This is a genomic window from Amycolatopsis sp. NPDC049253, assembly GCF_040678995.1.
Taxonomy (GTDB): Bacteria; Actinomycetota; Actinomycetes; order Mycobacteriales; family Pseudonocardiaceae; genus Amycolatopsis.
Map to the genome: position 1 here is coordinate 17,794 of NZ_JBFAQX010000024.1, position 14,256 is coordinate 32,049.

General features: G+C 71.8%; 15 protein-coding genes and 1 pseudogene. 9 read left to right on the plus strand and 7 right to left on the minus strand.

Annotated elements, in window-relative coordinates:
• Positions 1–23: 23 nt before the first annotated feature.
• The 3 genes from AB0K15_RS36160 to AB0K15_RS36170 all read left to right on the plus strand — a co-directional run bounded on the left by AB0K15_RS36160 (position 24) and on the right by AB0K15_RS36170 (position 2,462).
• Positions 24–200, plus strand: a complete 177-nt coding sequence (locus AB0K15_RS36160) for a CsbD family protein (RefSeq protein WP_364061081.1) — start codon at positions 24–26, stop codon at positions 198–200.
• Between the two features lie 107 nt (positions 201–307).
• Positions 308–910, plus strand: a complete 603-nt coding sequence (locus AB0K15_RS36165) for a TetR family transcriptional regulator (protein ID WP_364061084.1) — start codon at positions 308–310, stop codon at positions 908–910.
• A gap of 34 nt (positions 911–944) precedes the next feature.
• Positions 945–2,462: an FAD-dependent monooxygenase gene (locus tag AB0K15_RS36170; protein WP_364061087.1), complete on the plus strand. Its 1,518-nt coding sequence runs from the start codon at positions 945–947 to the stop codon at positions 2,460–2,462.
• Here the strand turns inward: AB0K15_RS36170 and AB0K15_RS36175 are convergent.
• From AB0K15_RS36175 to AB0K15_RS36190, 4 genes and pseudogenes are all read right to left on the minus strand, one after another.
• A complete protein-coding gene (locus AB0K15_RS36175; protein WP_364061090.1) occupies positions 2,446–3,258 on the minus strand; it encodes a class I SAM-dependent methyltransferase in 813 nt (270 codons plus the stop codon). The genes AB0K15_RS36170 and AB0K15_RS36175 overlap by 17 nt on opposite strands.
• A 22-nt stretch (positions 3,259–3,280) precedes the next feature.
• On the minus strand, positions 3,281–3,514 hold the full coding sequence (locus tag AB0K15_RS36180; protein ID WP_364061405.1) for a hypothetical protein: 234 nt from the start codon (positions 3,512–3,514) through the stop codon (positions 3,281–3,283).
• Between the two features lie 215 nt (positions 3,515–3,729).
• Positions 3,730–4,014, minus strand: a pseudogene (locus AB0K15_RS36185) (class I SAM-dependent methyltransferase); the annotation flags it as partial.
• Between the two features lie 10 nt (positions 4,015–4,024).
• On the minus strand, positions 4,025–4,846 hold the full coding sequence (locus AB0K15_RS36190) for a class I SAM-dependent methyltransferase (protein WP_364061093.1): 822 nt from the start codon (positions 4,844–4,846) through the stop codon (positions 4,025–4,027).
• Between the two features lie 35 nt (positions 4,847–4,881).
• Between AB0K15_RS36190 and AB0K15_RS36195 the strand changes: the two genes are divergently transcribed.
• The 4 genes from AB0K15_RS36195 (at position 4,882) to infA (ending at position 8,296) form a co-directional block, all read left to right on the plus strand.
• Positions 4,882–6,309, plus strand: coding sequence for an FGGY-family carbohydrate kinase (locus AB0K15_RS36195; protein ID WP_364061096.1), 1,428 nt, complete (start codon positions 4,882–4,884; stop codon positions 6,307–6,309).
• A gap of 117 nt (positions 6,310–6,426) precedes the next feature.
• A complete protein-coding gene (locus tag AB0K15_RS36200; RefSeq protein WP_364061099.1) occupies positions 6,427–7,107 on the plus strand; it encodes a prolyl oligopeptidase family serine peptidase in 681 nt (226 codons plus the stop codon).
• A gap of 189 nt (positions 7,108–7,296) precedes the next feature.
• Positions 7,297–8,085: a GNAT family N-acetyltransferase gene (locus tag AB0K15_RS36205; protein ID WP_364061102.1), complete on the plus strand. Its 789-nt coding sequence runs from the start codon at positions 7,297–7,299 to the stop codon at positions 8,083–8,085.
• Complete coding sequence (gene infA, locus AB0K15_RS36210) at positions 8,075–8,296, plus strand: translation initiation factor IF-1 (RefSeq protein WP_364061105.1); 222 nt, start codon at positions 8,075–8,077, stop codon at positions 8,294–8,296. The genes AB0K15_RS36205 and infA overlap by 11 nt, the downstream gene beginning before the upstream one ends.
• 126 nt (positions 8,297–8,422) lie before the next feature.
• Here the strand turns inward: infA and AB0K15_RS36215 are convergent, their stop codons facing one another.
• The 3 genes from AB0K15_RS36215 to AB0K15_RS36225 all read right to left on the minus strand — a co-directional run bounded on the left by AB0K15_RS36215 (position 8,423) and on the right by AB0K15_RS36225 (position 11,190).
• Positions 8,423–9,148, minus strand: coding sequence for a zf-HC2 domain-containing protein (locus AB0K15_RS36215; protein ID WP_364061108.1), 726 nt, complete (start codon positions 9,146–9,148; stop codon positions 8,423–8,425).
• Positions 9,149–9,688 carry a sigma-70 family RNA polymerase sigma factor gene (locus tag AB0K15_RS36220; RefSeq protein ID WP_364061111.1) on the minus strand — a complete coding sequence of 180 codons (540 nt, stop codon included), beginning with the start codon at positions 9,686–9,688 and terminating at the stop codon, positions 9,149–9,151.
• Between the two features lie 311 nt (positions 9,689–9,999).
• Positions 10,000–11,190 (minus strand): S1C family serine protease, encoded by a 1,191-nt coding sequence (locus AB0K15_RS36225; RefSeq protein ID WP_364061114.1) that lies wholly within the window; start codon positions 11,188–11,190, stop codon positions 10,000–10,002.
• Positions 11,191–11,537: 347 nt separating this feature from the next.
• Between AB0K15_RS36225 and AB0K15_RS36230 the strand changes: the two genes are divergently transcribed.
• Both AB0K15_RS36230 and AB0K15_RS36235 read left to right on the plus strand, forming a co-directional pair.
• Positions 11,538–13,007, plus strand: coding sequence for an aldehyde dehydrogenase (locus tag AB0K15_RS36230; protein ID WP_364061117.1), 1,470 nt, complete (start codon positions 11,538–11,540; stop codon positions 13,005–13,007).
• Between the two features lie 57 nt (positions 13,008–13,064).
• Positions 13,065–14,096 carry a DUF3800 domain-containing protein gene (locus AB0K15_RS36235; RefSeq protein ID WP_364061120.1) on the plus strand — a complete coding sequence of 344 codons (1,032 nt, stop codon included), beginning with the start codon at positions 13,065–13,067 and terminating at the stop codon, positions 14,094–14,096.
• The last annotated feature ends 160 nt before the right edge of the window (positions 14,097–14,256 follow it).

A 14,256-nucleotide genomic window follows, 5' to 3' on the forward strand; every position in this document is an offset into this window, starting at 1 on the left:
CGACAAGCAAGGGAGGCGACACCATGACCGACAAGGCCGAGAACAAGGCGGAAGAGCTCAAGGGCCGAGCCAAGGAGGCCGTCGGCGACGCCACCGGCAACGAGCAGTGGCAGGCCGAAGGCAAGGCGGAGCAGGGCAAGAGCAACTTGAAGCAGGCCGCCGAAAAGGTCAAGGACGCCGTGAAGGGCGTCAAGGACTGAGTTCCGGGAAAGCCCAGGGTCACGTGGCCCTGGGCTTTCTTGTGCCCACCGAACTTGCGCATCACGCAGACTTTGCGTGTTGCGCAAGTTTGCGCTAGCTTGGGGACATGACCGAACGGCCGAGCCTGCGTGAACGGCGCCGCCAGGAGACCCGCTCCGCGATCTCCTGGGCCGCGATCCGGCTCGCCGTCGAACGCGGTCTGGCGCACGTGACCATCGAGGACATCGCCACCGAGGCCGGCGTTTCGCCGCGCACCGTGAACAACTACTTCTCCAGCAAGGCCGAGGCCATCGCGGCCCGGCACCACGACCGCGCCCAGGGCATCGCCGACCTGCTGCGCGCGCGGCCGGCCGGCGAACCGCTCTGGGAAGCCGTCACCGAAGCCGCGCTCGCCCGGTTCGAGGCCGACCGCGCCGAGTCCACTCCGGATCCGCTGTGGACACAGGGCGTGCAGCTGATGATCGCCGAACCCGCTCTGCAGGGCGAGTTCCAGAAAGCCAACGTCGCCGCCGAAATCGCGCTCGCCCAGGCGATCGCGGACCGCACCGGCACCGACGCCGAACGCGACCTCCACCCCGTGCTCGTCGCAACCGCCGCGGGTGCGGCCATCCGCGCGGCCATGGTGCACTGGATGCGCGCCGAACCACCCGTTTCCTTCAGCTCGGTGCTGCGCGCGGCCTTCGGCGCGGTGACCGTCGACCTTCCCTGATCTCCGAGCTTTTCCGATTCGCCAAGGAGAAACCATGCCCGCGATCGACGTCGTGATCGCCGGCGGTGGGCCCAACGGGCTCATGCTGGCGTGCGAGCTCAGCCTGGCCGGCGTCCGGCCCCTCGTGCTGGAGCGCCGCACCGAACGCAGCGAAGAACAGCGGGCCAACGGCCTCGTCGGCCAGGTCGTGCCGCTGCTGCACCGCCGCGGCCTGTACGAGCGGCTGAACGGGGCGGCCGAACCCAAGCCCGCGCCGCACTACATGTTCGGCGCGTTCCCACTCGACCTCGCCCGCCTGCCGGTCAATCCCGTGTACCTCCTGCCGTTGCCGCAGCGTGAGCTGGAACGCGCGCTCGAGGAGCGGGCGCTCTCACTGGGCGTGGAAATCCGGCGTGGGCACGAGGTGGCCGGGTTCGAGCAGGACGATTCGGTGAGCGTCGCCGTTTCGGGACCCGCCGGCGAGTACACTGTGGACACACAGTTCCTGGTGGGCGCGGACGGCGGGCGCAGCACCGTGCGCAAGCTCGCCGGCATCGATTTTCCGGGTGTCACCCGGGAGAACATGGTGTCCTACACCGCGCACGTGAGCGTGCCGGACTCCGTGCGCGACCCGGCGACGGGCGGGCTGCGGCTCGACGGCGTCGGCGCGGTGGCGCCGTTCCGGCACTTCCGCACGGAGACGGGGCTGTTCGTGTTCGCGCCGTTCCCGAACTCCGCGCCGCTGGTGGCCTCGTCCGAACGCGGCCGGCCGCAGGTGCCCGACGACGTGCCGGTGACGCTCGAGGAGGTTCGCGAAAGCGTGCGGCGGGTCTTGGGCGCCGACCTGCCGCTGGACGCGCCGTCCGGTCCCGGGCCGCACCAGCTGCGCCGGGTGTCCAGCGGGAACACGCGCCTGGCGGAGAAGTTCCGCGCCGGGCGTGTGCTGCTCGTCGGTGATGCCGCGCACGTGCACTCGGCGATCGGTGGACCGGGCCTGAACCTGGGGCTGCAGGACGCCGTCAACCTCGCGTGGAAGCTCGCCGCCGAGGTGCGCGGCTGGGCGCCGGCCGACCTGCTCGACACCTACGACGCCGAACGGCGGCCGGTCAGCCGCCGCGTGGTGATGCACACGCAGGCGCAGGGCGCGCTGACCGCGCCAGGCCCGGAGGTCACGGCGTTGCGCGAGCTGTTCGAGGAGCTCCTCGGCCACCAGGACGTGACACAGCACCTCGCGGACCTGTTGTCGGGCGCGGACATCCGCTACGGCGACGACCCGCACCCGCTCGTCGGCCGGTGGGCGCCGGACCTGGCTTCGGATGGCGTCTCGGCGGCCTACCGCGCGGCGCGGCCGGTCCTGGTCGACCTGACCTCGGACGGCTCGGTCTCCTCGGCCGCCGCCGCGTGGGCCGACCGCGTGGACACGGTCACCGCTGCGACGGGTGTCGACGCGACAGCGCTGCTGATCCGCCCCGACGGCTACGTCGCCTGGGCTTCCTCCGACGCCCGGCCGGACGTGAGCGCGCTGGAGAAGGCGTTGACGCGCTGGTTCGGCACCGTCACCGCAGCCGGGTGACGGCGACGTCGACGCACGCGGACGCCGCCAGCCGGCCTTCGGGCGTCACGAGGTTGCGCGTCGCCACGGTGAACGCGGTGCGCAGGCCCTTCCGGTGCGTGTTGTCGAGGGTGGCCATCTGGTAGTAGCTGTCGTGGCAGGTCTGCCAGACCTCGTCGGGCGTGCCACCGAAGTCGACGACCATCCGGTCCCACGCCACGGGTTCGAAGCCCGCCGGCGTGAGCAGCTCGTCCAGACCTTCTCGCGTGCGGGTCCGGGGGTCGCCGGCCGCCGGCACCCGGCGTTCCTCGGGCACCACGGCGAACAGCGGCCGCGCGACCTTGAGGAAGATCTCCAGCGCCTCACGCCCGCCGCCACCGACGCCGATCGCCAGCGTGCCGCCCGGAGCCAGCACGCGGGCGGCCTCCGCGACGACCTGCTCGACGTCGGTCATGAGCATCAACGCCATGAACGACACCACGGTGTCGAACTCGCCGTCCTCGAACGGCAGCTCCTGCGCCCGCCCCTGGCGCAGATCGGCTTCGGCCAGCTCGGGCCGGCGCCCGGCCGACGCCAGCTGCCCGGACGACAGGTCGACGCCCGCGAGCTTCGCCACCCCGCGGCTGCCGAGCTCGGCGAGCAGCGCGCCGTCACCGCAGCCGAGGTCGAGCACAGCCTTGGCGGTGGCGACGCGGTCGGCGAACACCTCGTACACGGTCCGCCCGTCGCCCGTCACGCGGCCGCGCCCGGCCAGCTCGGACGCGGCGTCCGGGCGGGCGTCGTGGTAGCTGCGCAGGAACTCCTCGGCGGACGTCATGGCGAGACGTTAGCGCGGATCGTCACTCCGCCAGGCGCGTTCGGGCGATGTTGAGCCGCACGGCCGCGGGCAGGATCCCGTCGGCGGTCAGCAGCCCGCGCGTCGCCTCGGTGAACTCGGCGCGCAGTCCGGCGAGCTGGGCGTCGTCGAGCGTCGAGGCGGGGTAGAGCGTCTCGCAGCACGTGACCCACACCCGGTCCGGCGGCGCGGCGAAATCGACCACGATCTGTTCCCACGCAACGGGTTCGAACCCCACCGGCGCGAGAACCTCGTCGAACCCTCCGCGGTGCGCGTCCGCCGGTCCCCGTCGATCGGCGGCCTGCGGTCCGGGGGCACCGCGTCGAACCTCGGCTTGGCGAGCTCGAAGAACACCTCCGTGGCCCCGATCGCGCCGCCCCCGCCGACCACCGCCGCGAACACCCCACGCGGCTCGAAGACCCGCGCCACCTCCGCCACGACCTGCTCGAGATCGGCCATGAGCATCAACGTCATGTGCGACACGACGGCGTCGAACGTTCTGTCCGCGAAGGGCAGTTCCTGCGCTCGCCCTTGCTCGAGCCGGGCGGCTCCGAGCTCCGGCCGCTTTCGCGCCAGCTCCAGCTCCCCCGCGGACAGGTCGATACCGGCCAGGTTTTCGGCGCCCTGCCTCGCGAACGTCGCCAGCAGCGCCCCGTCACGGCCTCGATCAGCACCGATTGCGAATCCGGCTTGCGATCGTGGTACTCGCGCAGCCACAGCTCCCCCCGGCGTCGGCATGTTCCCGACGTCAGAGCGGAAGATCCTGGCGTCGCCGCGTTTCGACGATCCGCATGTTCAGCCCTGCGCGCAATCGGCCGTCCTCGGCCAGGTCGCGGGTTTCCTCCAGAAACGCGGTTTCGAGCCGCTTCAGCTGGGTGGGGTCGAGGGTGTCGACCGGGTAGAACATCTCGCAGCAGCGCGCCCAGACCTCGGCCTCGGGCCCGCCGAGGTCGAGGTCGATCAGATCCCACGAGACGGGCTCGAAACCGGCCCCGCCGAGCAGCTCGTCGAGGCCTTCGCGCCGCCGCACGCGCGGGCTGCCACCGATGCGGACTCGGCGCTCTTCGGGAACCTCGTCGAACAGCGGGATCGCCAGTTCGATGAACACCTTCAGCGCTCCCGTGACTCGACCGGCGATGGCCGCGGCGAACAGCCCGCCGGGCGCCAGGACGCGAGCCGCTTCGGCGATGACCGCGTCGGCGTCGGGGAGAAGCATCAGCACCATGTGCGAAACGACGGCGTCGAACGACCCGTCCGCGAACGGCAACTCCTGCACGCGCGCGATCCGCAGGTCGGCCTTCGCGAGTTCGGGCCGGGTGCGCGCCACGTCGAGGTGCGCCGCGGACAGGTCCACACCAGCCAAGATCTCGGCGCCCTCGATCGCGGCCAGCAGCGACCCGTCGCCACAGCCCAGGTCGAGCACGCGCCGCGCGCCCGGCAACCGCGCGGCGAGGACCTCGTAACTCGTCCGCCCGTCACCGACCACCCGGCACGAATCGATCAGCTCGGACATCACATGGGGTTTCCGGTCGTGGTACGCGGCCATGACGGCTTCGGCGGGTGTCGTCACCCCGTGACCGTAGCGGGATTTGATACCTCTCTCCCATGAACGACAACCACGTGGTCCTGGGCATCGACATCGGCACGACCGCCGTGAAAGTCGCCGCGTTCCGGACGGACGGCCGGGCGCGCGCGGTGCACAGCGTGGGCTACCCGATCACCCGGCCGCGGCCCGGCTGGGCGGAGCAGGACCCCGAGGACTGGTGGCGAGCCACCGTCACCGCGATCGGCGCCGTGCTCGCCGAGCTGCCCGGCGTCGGCATCAGCGGGGCGGGAATCGTGAGCCAGGTCAACACCCACCTGCTCGCCACGGAAAACCTGACGCCGCTGACGCCGGCCGTGATCTGGCAGGATCAGCGGTGCGCCGAGGTCGCGAGGGAGCTCGACGCGCGGTTCACCCCTGAGGACAAGCTGCGGATCTGGGGCGGGCCGGTGGCGCTGGACGCGTCGTTCGCCGGGGCGCGGGCGGCGTGGTTCGCCGAGCACGAACCGGACAAGTGGGCGCGGGCGCGATGGATCCTGAGCCCCAAGGACTTCATCGGCGCGCGGCTCACCGGACGCGTGGCCACGGACAAGCTGTCCGGAGTCCGGATCGCGGGCGCCCACGGCTATCTGCCCGAGGCCGTCGCCCTCGTCGACGGGCTGGGTAAGCGGCTGCCGGAGCTCCTCGAGCCCGAAACGCCGCTGGGGCCGGCAAAGCTCCTCAACGGCGCGCCTGTCGTCGTGGGAACGATGGACGCGTTCGGTGCGGTGTTCGGGACACGCACGACCGAGCCGGGCCGCGGCATGATCTCCTGCGGCACGTCGCTGGTCGTCGCGGGCGCGTCACGTCACGGCGCCACCCAGAAGGGCATCGTGACGTTCCCGCCGCGCGGCGACCTCCACGTCCATGCCGGCCCGACGCAGGCCGCGGGCGAGGCCGTCCGGTGGTGGGCCCAGGCGTCGGGGCAGACCGTGCCCGAGGTGTTCACCTCGGGCACCGACGGCAAGCCCGGGATCGTGTTCACGCCGTACCTGCAGGGCGAACGCGCACCGCTGTGGGACGCCGACGTGCGCGGCAGCTTCCTCGGCCTGACCTCGTCGGCGACGCGAGCGGACCTCTCGCGCGCGGTGCTGACGGGCGTCGCGTTCTCCGCGCGACACGTGCTGGAGCAGGTGGAGCAGGCGTGCGGGTTCCGCCTGCCGTCCCTCACGTTCTCCGGCGGTGGCGCGCGCAGCGACCTGTGGACGCAGCTGCACGCCGACGTCCTCGGCCGTCCCGTCGAACGCCTCCGCGTGCGCGACAGCGCCGCGCTCGGGGCCGCGCTGCTGGGGGCCGTCGGCGTGGGTCTGCAGCCGGACGTCGAGACGGCGGCCGCCGCGACCGTCGCCGTGGAGCGCGTGTTCGAGCCGCAGACGGACCTGACGCGGCTGTACGAGGCGTACCGCGCTTCGTACGAGGGGCTCGCGAAGGTGCACGAGCTGCTGCGGTGAACCGTCACCACGCCGGGTCCGTGTCCCCCGGCGTGGACGAAGAACAGCCGGCCCGGACTACGACGTGCTCGCCGCGATCATCGGCTTCCCGCCGCGCGACCCTGATGTAATGGAGGAATGAGGACGATCCGCTACGGCGGCGAACCCAGCCAGTTCGTCGAGCTGCACGGCGACAACCCCGTGCGCGGCACGGCTTTCCTGCTCCACGGCGGCTGGTGGCGCGCCCAGCGCGACCTGCACCTGATGGACCCGCTCGCCGCCGACCTCGGCGCCGCCGGCTGGCTCGTCGCGAACATCGAGTACCGCCGCATCGACGGCGACACCGGCGGCTGGCCCCAGACGCTCGACGACGTCCTCGCCGCCATGGCCGCCGTCCCGGTCGCGGCAGGCCTGCCGACGATCGCCGTCGGCCACTCCGCGGGCGGTCACCTGGCCCTCCTCGCCGCCCCGTCCGTGAAACCGTCCGCCGTCATCAGCCTCGCCCCCATCACCGACGTCCCTCGCAGCGCCGCCGAAGGCCTCGGCGAAGGCGCCGCGAGCCTGTTCCTGCCGTCCCCGGACCCGGCCGCCTCGCCCCTCACGCGCCTGCCGCTCGGTGTGCCGCAGCTGATCGTCCACGGCGACGCCGACGTCCGCGTCCCCGTCGACCACAGCCGCGGCTACGTCGAGGCCGCCCGCAGCGCCGGCGACGACGTCACCTTCACCGAGCTCCCCGGCGTGGACCACTTCCGCGTGATCGACCCCGCCGACGAACCCTGGCAGCACGCCCGCACCTGGCTCACCACGAGGTTCGGCTAGCTAGCGGCCAAAATCGGTGGGCACGACGGCGCCCGACCGCTATCGTTCCGGGGACCGTGACTCGACACCGGGAGGTGAGACCCATGAACGCTGTTTCGATGTGGGTGCTCCCCTCGTCGTCACGGTCGGGCGACTGACGTAGGGGTTGCCGGGAGCGCCTTGATCAGGCACTCCCGAAAGGTGACCACCATGAACACTCTGCGTTTCACCGCGGGCCGACCCGCGGTGGAGATCACCCGCGTCGCGCCGAGGCTGTGGCACGCGCTGGACGACGACCGGGTCACCGGTCGCGCCGAGGCCACCACGCGCCCCGACGGGCGGGTCTTCCTCAGCGTCGACGCCTGGCACCGCTCCGTTTTCGACCAGCTCGTCCGCACGATGCTCACGACGCTGCCGGAACCGCTCCACACCGTGGTCGACGAAACCGATCACGAACTGCTCGCCGCCTGGCGCGAGGCCGGCCTGACGATCCGGCGGCGCGAGTGGGAGTACGTCGTGCCCACCGATCCGCGCGTCACCGGGCCGGCGCTCCCGCCGGAGGGCGTCACCCTCGTGCCCGCCGGAACCGCCGAAGACGGCCCGTTGCGGGAGCTGGACCGCGTCGTCCGCGCGGAGGTCGAAGCGACGGTCGGCTGGCAGGAGATGCCGGCCGAGGTACTGGTCCGGCCCGGCGACACCATCATCGACCCGGCGAAGTACGCCGTGGCCGCCGAAGCAGGCGAGTACGTGGGCCTGGTCCGGGTCGTCCAGGTGACGCGCCTGCCCCGGATCGGGCTGGTCGCCGTCCGCACCGCCCGGCGGCGCCGCGGCATCGCCCGGGCGCTGCTGGTCCATTCGCTCGGCGCGCTGCACGAGGCGGGGATCGAGCGGGCGTCGGCCGAGGTGAACGAGGCCAACGAAGCGGCGACCGCGTTGTTCGAGGGCCTCGGGGCCCGGCGGGCGAACAGCACCCTGGAGCTGGTGCGCCATGGCCGGTAAGGGCGGGATCGAAGTCGAAGGAACCGTGGTGGAGTGCCTGCGCGACGCCCGGTTCAAGGTCGAGCTGTCGAACGGGCACCACGTGCTCGCCCACATCAGTGGCAAGATCAGGAAGAACTACATCAAGATCGTGCCGTACGACCGGGTCCTGGTGGAGCTGAGCCCGTACGACCTGACCCGGGGCCGGATCCTGTTCCGGTACCGGAACTAGGGCCGCGACGTTCCCGTCGGCGAGCCGGCGCATCCGCGCGCCGGCCGCCGCGGGACCGTCCGAAGTGGACTCCGCGGCGCCGGTTTGCCCGAACACACCACCGGCCTGGGCAGGAAGCGCGGAAGGTCAGACGTTCGCTTCCACGAACTGGTGGCCCTCGGTGTTCTCGACCACGATCGAAGCGACCTGAGACGGGTCGACGAGGGCGGATCCGTAGAGGTCCGCACCGTCGTGAGCCGCCTTCTGGGACACGAGCCAGCCGCCGGCGATTTCGCGGTCGCCGCTCTTGCTGATCACGACCAGGCGGCACTTCTCGCCCGCCGGAATGCCGGTGACGGCGGCCTCGACGCGGACCCAGCCGGCGGCCGGGACGATGCTCGCGGTGAGCCGCGTCCCGCCCGAGGCACCGCTGAGGAACTTCGTGCCGGGCACGGTGCTGGACGCGGTCGTCGGCACGGGCGCGGGCGGCGGCGGAACGGCGACGGCCGGGCCCGCGGGCGAACCCGCCTTGCCCACCACGACACCGACGCCCATCGCGGCGGCGGCGACCACGACGGCGGCCGTCGCGGCCAGGAACCGGCCACGGCCGGCCGAGCTGCGAGCTTCCGAACGCACCTGGCGCAGCGTGCGCTGCAGCAGCAGGTCACCGCCCTCCGGCGGCCCGTCGAGCAGCGCCTCGGGCGGCACATCGCCCAGGAACTCCTGCATCTCGCGCAGCGACTCGATCTCCGCGCGGCAGTCCGCGCAGCCGGCGAGGTGCGCCTCGATCGTCTGCTTCTCCTCCGCGGAGACGTCACCGGCGACGTAGCCGGCGAGGTCCGCGTGGTCGGGGAAGTCGCTGAACCCGCTCATCTACGCCGCCCCCACCCGCTGATCCGCGAACTTCTCCCGCAATGCCCGTAAACCGTAGTACGAGCGGGATTTCACCGTGCCGGCCGGGATTCCCAGCTGCTCGGCGGCCTCGGTCACGGTGCGACCGTGCAGGTACATCTGTTCCAGGACTTCGCGGTGCTCGGGCGAGAGGCCCTCGAGCGCCGACAGGACCACCATCGAGTCCACGACGTGGTCGGCGTGGTCGTGCTCCACCGGCACGGTGGTCGGCGACTCCGCGACCTCCGCCGGGCGAGCGTCGCGCGCGCGGACCTTGTCGATCACCAGGTTGCGGACGACGGTCAGCAGCCAGCCGCGCACGGAACCCTTGCCGTTGACGAGGCTCTCCGGGTTGCGCCAGGCGCGCACCAGGGCCTCCTGCACGACGTCCTCGGCGGCCGCGCGGTCGTTGAGGAGTCTCGTGGCGTAGGCGAGCATCGCCTTTCCGTGCTCCTCGAACAACGAGCGGACGAGCGCCTCGTCGGCCACCTGTTGGCGGTGACGAGTCCTCAACCCGGCCATTCCGGACCACCCTCCCCGAACCGGCAAGATCATCCTTGCCCTGCTGCGCAGAACTGTAGGACAGCACCCGAGGCCGTCCACACGAGGTGCACGATCGGCGACCACCACCCACAGTGGCCGCTTCGCACCCCGCGACAGTCAACCCTTCCCCTGAACGGACGATTGCCAACACCGGGGGCAACCGACACCTTCGGCCACGGACGGTGCCCGTTCGTCCCCCGGCGGACCCGGTTTCAACGCGCTCGCCGACCTCGCCACCACGGTGGGTGACGGAAGCGTCCCGCGCGTCCTGTCGCGCCCCGGCCCCGCGCTCAGCCGATCGGACCAGTCACCGGGACGAGCGTCACCGTGGCCGTTTTGCCGCCTTGACCGGCGACCGTGACGCGCAGTTTGTCGCCCGGGTGGTGGGTGTCCATGAGGGCGATCAGCGCCGTCGCCGAGGTGACCGGCTTGTCGTCGATGCCCACCACGAGCAGGTTGGGCTTCAGGCCCAGCTTGGCCGCCGGCCCGCCCGCGACCACGGACTTGATCAGCGCGCCCGTGCCGTTGCCGCCGTCGACCACGGTGAGGCCGACGAACGCGCTGGGTCCGATGTGGATGGTGTCGGACGCCTTGCCCTCGAGGATGCGCTTCGCGATGTCGGCGGCTGTCGTGATGGGGATCGCGAAGCCCTCGTGCGGGCGCAGGCCCTCGTCGAACACGTATCCGGCGTTGGCGGCCGTGTCGACGCCGATCACGTGGCCCTGGGTGTCGGCCAGCGGACCGCCGGAGTCGCCCGACTGGATGTCGGCGTCGACCTGGAGCAGGCCGGTGAGCGTCTCGGTGGCGCCGGTGACCTCGTCCGCCGCCGTGACCTGCCGGTCGAGCGCCGTGACCTTGCCCGGCGACGCGCTGGGCGGCCCGCCCAGGCCGCCCGCGTTGCCGATCGCCACCACTCCGTCGCCGATCTTCACCGCGCCGGACTCGCCCAGCGTCGCGGTGACCAGGCCCGACGCGTCTTTCAGCTTGAGCAGGGCGATGTCGTGACTGCGGTCGTAACCCAGCACCGTGGCGTCGTAGCCGCGGCCGTTGCCGACGTCGGTCACGCGCATCGCGGTGGCGCCCTCGACCACGTGGTTGTTGGTGAGCACCAGGCCGTCGTCGCTGAGCACAATGCCCGTACCCGCCGCGCCGCCGCCCTCGAGCCCCAGCTCCACGTCGATGTCCACCACGGCGGGGCTCACCTTCGCGACCACCGACGCGACGTCGAACGCCGGCTGCGCCCGCACCGGGGCCGGCGGCGGCGCGGGCGGCGTCTTCGGCCCCCACGCGTAGTGGCCGACCGCCACCCCGACGAGCGCCAGCAGCACCACCAGTCCGAGTGAGATCAGCACGGCGCGCAGGGGGCGCTTGCGCTTCGGCGGCTCCTGCGGGGCCGGCGGCGGGGCCGGGACCTGCGGGAGTGCCTCTTGCTGCTGGTGCGCCCACGGCGCCCCGAGGGGGGCGTCGGTGTTCTGGCTCATTCTCGGTTCCCTGCCGCTCGCATCGGACAGCACACGTGCATTGTTCACACCGCCTCGATCGGGGAACAGTACTGGCAGGCCCGCTGGGGTGTGGGTTACGTTCGAAGTGATCTTCCCAGCCTGCTCCTCTCACCAGGTCGGCACACGCCGGCGGCTGTGCACTGGGATCACCGCCCCCGGCGCCCGACCGCCCGGCCGTCGGGAGTGCGGTGCGCTCACCGCACTCCCGACGGCCCTGGTCCACGGCGTCCTTAGTGGACACTTTCGCCGATCCGCTGAATCCGCGGGTCTGGTGCCTCCTCGGGTGCGGACGTACCGTCCGAAGCGAGACCGAGGAGAGGTGGGCCATGCCCGAACACTTCAAGATGCTCATCGGCGGTCGCGCCGTCGACGCGATCAGCGGCAAGACGTTCGAATCCCGCAACCCCTACACCGGCGAACCCTGGGCCGTGCTCCCCGACTGCGCGCCCGAGGACGTCGACGCCGCCGTGCGCGCGGCCCGCGCCGCCCTCGACGGCGAGTGGGGCTCCGCGACGGGCTTCACCCGGGCCGCGCTGCTGCGCCGGCTGGGTGACCTGATCGGCGAGAACGCCGAACGGCTGGCCCGCCTCGAGGTCAACGACTCCGGCAAGCTCCTGCGCGAGATGCTCGGCCAGCTCACCGCCCTGGGCGGCTGGTACCACTACTTCGCCGGCCTGGCGGACAAGATCGAGGGGCGGCAGATCCCGTCGCCCAACCCGAACTACCTCGTGTACACGAAGCGCGAGCCGGTGGGTGTGGTCGCGGCGATCACTCCGTGGAACTCGCCGCTGTTGTTGCTGACGTGGAAGCTGGCGCCGGCGTTGGCCGCCGGGTGCACCGTGGTGGTGAAGCCTTCCGAACACGCGCCCGTGTCGACGCTGGGGTTCGCCGCGTTGGTCACGGAGGCCGGTTTTCCGCCTGGGGTGGTGAATGTCGTGACCGGTCTTTCGCGCGAGACGGGTGCCTCGCTGGCCGGCCACCCGGGCGTGGACAAGGTCGCGTTCACGGGATCGACGGCGACCGGCCGGGCGGTCGCGCGGGCGGCGGCGGAGAACCTGGTGAAGGTCACTTTGGAACTGGGCGGCAAGTCGCCTCAGGTCGTGTTCCCCGACGCGGACCTGGAGGCGGCCGCGAACGGGATCGTGGCGGGCGTTTTCGCGGCCACCGGGCAGACGTGCATGGCGGGTTCGCGGTTGATCGTGCACGCGGACGTCCACGACGAGCTGGTGCGGCTGGTGGCTCGGCGCGCCGCCGCGATTCGGCTGGGCGATCCGACCGCCGCGGAGACCGAGATGGGACCGGTGGCGAACGAGCCACAGTACGAAAAGGTGTTGTCGTACTTGGAAACCGCGCGGGCCGAGGGGGTGACGGTCGCGTATGGGGGTGTCGCGGATCCCGGTTTGGGTGGGCTGTTCGTGCAGCCGACGGTGCTGACCGGGGTCACCCCGGAGTCGACGGTTTACCGGGAGGAGGTGTTCGGGCCCGTTCTGGCGGCGTTGACGTTCACCGAAGAGGACGAAGCGGTGAAGCTGGCCAATGACACGCCGTACGGACTGGCGGGGGCGGTGTGGACCAAGGACGTGCACCGCGCACATCGGGTCGCGGGCCGGATCCGGGCCGGGACGGTGTGGGTGAACGCCTATCGGGTGGTGGCGCCGTCGGTTCCGTTCGGCGGCTTCAAGAATTCCGGGCTGGGGCGCGAGAACGGGGTTCACGCGGTGGACGAGTACCTGGAGGAGAAGGCCGTCTGGGTGGAGCTGACCGGAGGGACGCGGGACCCGTTCACGCTGGGTTGAGTCCATTGTGGACTCTAGCTTGAAAACCCGGTGCGCCGGCGAGTCGGTCCTGGCAGGATGGCGGTGGTGTCCGGGACGATTGCGTGCGACGAGTCCGGCTCCGAGGGCGTCAACCTCATCGGGGCGAACACGGCCGTCTTCGCGCACGCCGGCGTACGGGTGGGCGCTGGGGAGGCTGCGGACTGCGTCGGCGAGCTTCGGTCGCGAATCGGTTCGCCGGCCCTGGAGTACAAGGCGAACCACCTGCTGCGCGCCAAGAACCGCGCGGCGCTGGTGTGGTTCTTGGGCCCGTCGGGGCCCTTGGCGGGGCGGGCCGGGGTCGTACTGGTGGACAAGGCCTTGTTCGTCACCGGAAAGGTCGTGGACCTCCTCGTCGACCGGGTGCCCTACCCCGGCTGCCTCGCCCGCCGACCGGACTCCCGCGCCGTCACCCTCCACCACGACGGCCCCCGACTTCACGGGGCGCGGTGGAGTGAGTTCCTGCGGTCGTTCACCGCTCTGCTGCGAACCTCGCAACGGCGGGGGCCGGGGTTGACGCCGTCGGAGTTCTTCACCCAGGACGAGGTGCTGAGTTCTCTCGCCCGGGTGCCTGAGTGGGGCGCGGACGTGTCCTGTTCGCAGGTGCAGCAGCGCTGGTCGCAGCACCAGCGCGAGTCAAACCACGTCGAGCGCCCACGGATCCGGCCGCCGCAACGCGAGTCGGTCGACCCGCGGATCGACCCACCACCGGCTCGCGAGCACCTGACCGAACTACGAGATCGGCTCCTCGCCGATCCATCGCTGGTCCCGCCACTCGACCCCCTGATGCCGGCCCTCGTCGACACGATCACCCACTGGCACCCCACCACCGTCATCCACGACGAACAGCCCTCACTCACCCCCGCACGCCTCGCCACCCTCCTCGGCCCCACCCGCGACATCCGCTTCGTCGACTCCCGCGCCGACCCGCGCGTCCAACTCGCCGACTTCCTGGCCGGCGTCACCCGCCGCCTGGCCGAAAACGCCCTCCACCACCGCGGGGATCCGGAGCTCACCGCCCTGCTGCGCCCCTACCTGCTCCCGACCTCAATCTGGGCCGGCGCGCTGTGAAGGGCACCGCTACGGCGACTCTCGGACACATCGCGAAGATCAGTGGGCCGCGCGGTGAGTCTGTGGAACACCCGCCGCTGCCGCCTCGGTGGACCGGTCGAGGGGTCCTTTCGCGACGCCGTCGTCTCCACCGAGTCACACCTCGCGCAACGCCTGCCGG

Excerpts from the sequence above, each read along its gene's own strand:
- AB0K15_RS36160 (WP_364061081.1), top strand. The coding sequence starts at position 24 with ATGACCGACAAGGCCGAGAACAAGGCGGAAGAGCTCAAGGGCCGAGCC.
- AB0K15_RS36165 (WP_364061084.1), top strand. The coding sequence starts at position 308 with ATGACCGAACGGCCGAGCCTGCGTGAACGGCGCCGCCAGGAGACCCGC.
- AB0K15_RS36170 (WP_364061087.1), top strand. The coding sequence starts at position 945 with ATGCCCGCGATCGACGTCGTGATCGCCGGCGGTGGGCCCAACGGGCTC.
- AB0K15_RS36175 (WP_364061090.1), bottom strand. The coding sequence starts at position 3,258 with ATGACGTCCGCCGAGGAGTTCCTGCGCAGCTACCACGACGCCCGCCCG.
- AB0K15_RS36195 (WP_364061096.1), top strand. The coding sequence starts at position 4,882 with ATGAACGACAACCACGTGGTCCTGGGCATCGACATCGGCACGACCGCC.
- AB0K15_RS36200 (WP_364061099.1), top strand. The coding sequence starts at position 6,427 with ATGAGGACGATCCGCTACGGCGGCGAACCCAGCCAGTTCGTCGAGCTG.
- AB0K15_RS36205 (WP_364061102.1), top strand. The coding sequence starts at position 7,297 with ATGAACACTCTGCGTTTCACCGCGGGCCGACCCGCGGTGGAGATCACC.
- infA (WP_364061105.1), top strand. The coding sequence starts at position 8,075 with ATGGCCGGTAAGGGCGGGATCGAAGTCGAAGGAACCGTGGTGGAGTGC.
- AB0K15_RS36215 (WP_364061108.1), bottom strand. The coding sequence starts at position 9,148 with ATGAGCGGGTTCAGCGACTTCCCCGACCACGCGGACCTCGCCGGCTAC.
- AB0K15_RS36220 (WP_364061111.1), bottom strand. The coding sequence starts at position 9,688 with ATGGCCGGGTTGAGGACTCGTCACCGCCAACAGGTGGCCGACGAGGCG.
- AB0K15_RS36225 (WP_364061114.1), bottom strand. The coding sequence starts at position 11,190 with ATGAGCCAGAACACCGACGCCCCCCTCGGGGCGCCGTGGGCGCACCAG.
- AB0K15_RS36230 (WP_364061117.1), top strand. The coding sequence starts at position 11,538 with ATGCCCGAACACTTCAAGATGCTCATCGGCGGTCGCGCCGTCGACGCG.
- AB0K15_RS36235 (WP_364061120.1), top strand. The coding sequence starts at position 13,065 with ATGGCGGTGGTGTCCGGGACGATTGCGTGCGACGAGTCCGGCTCCGAG.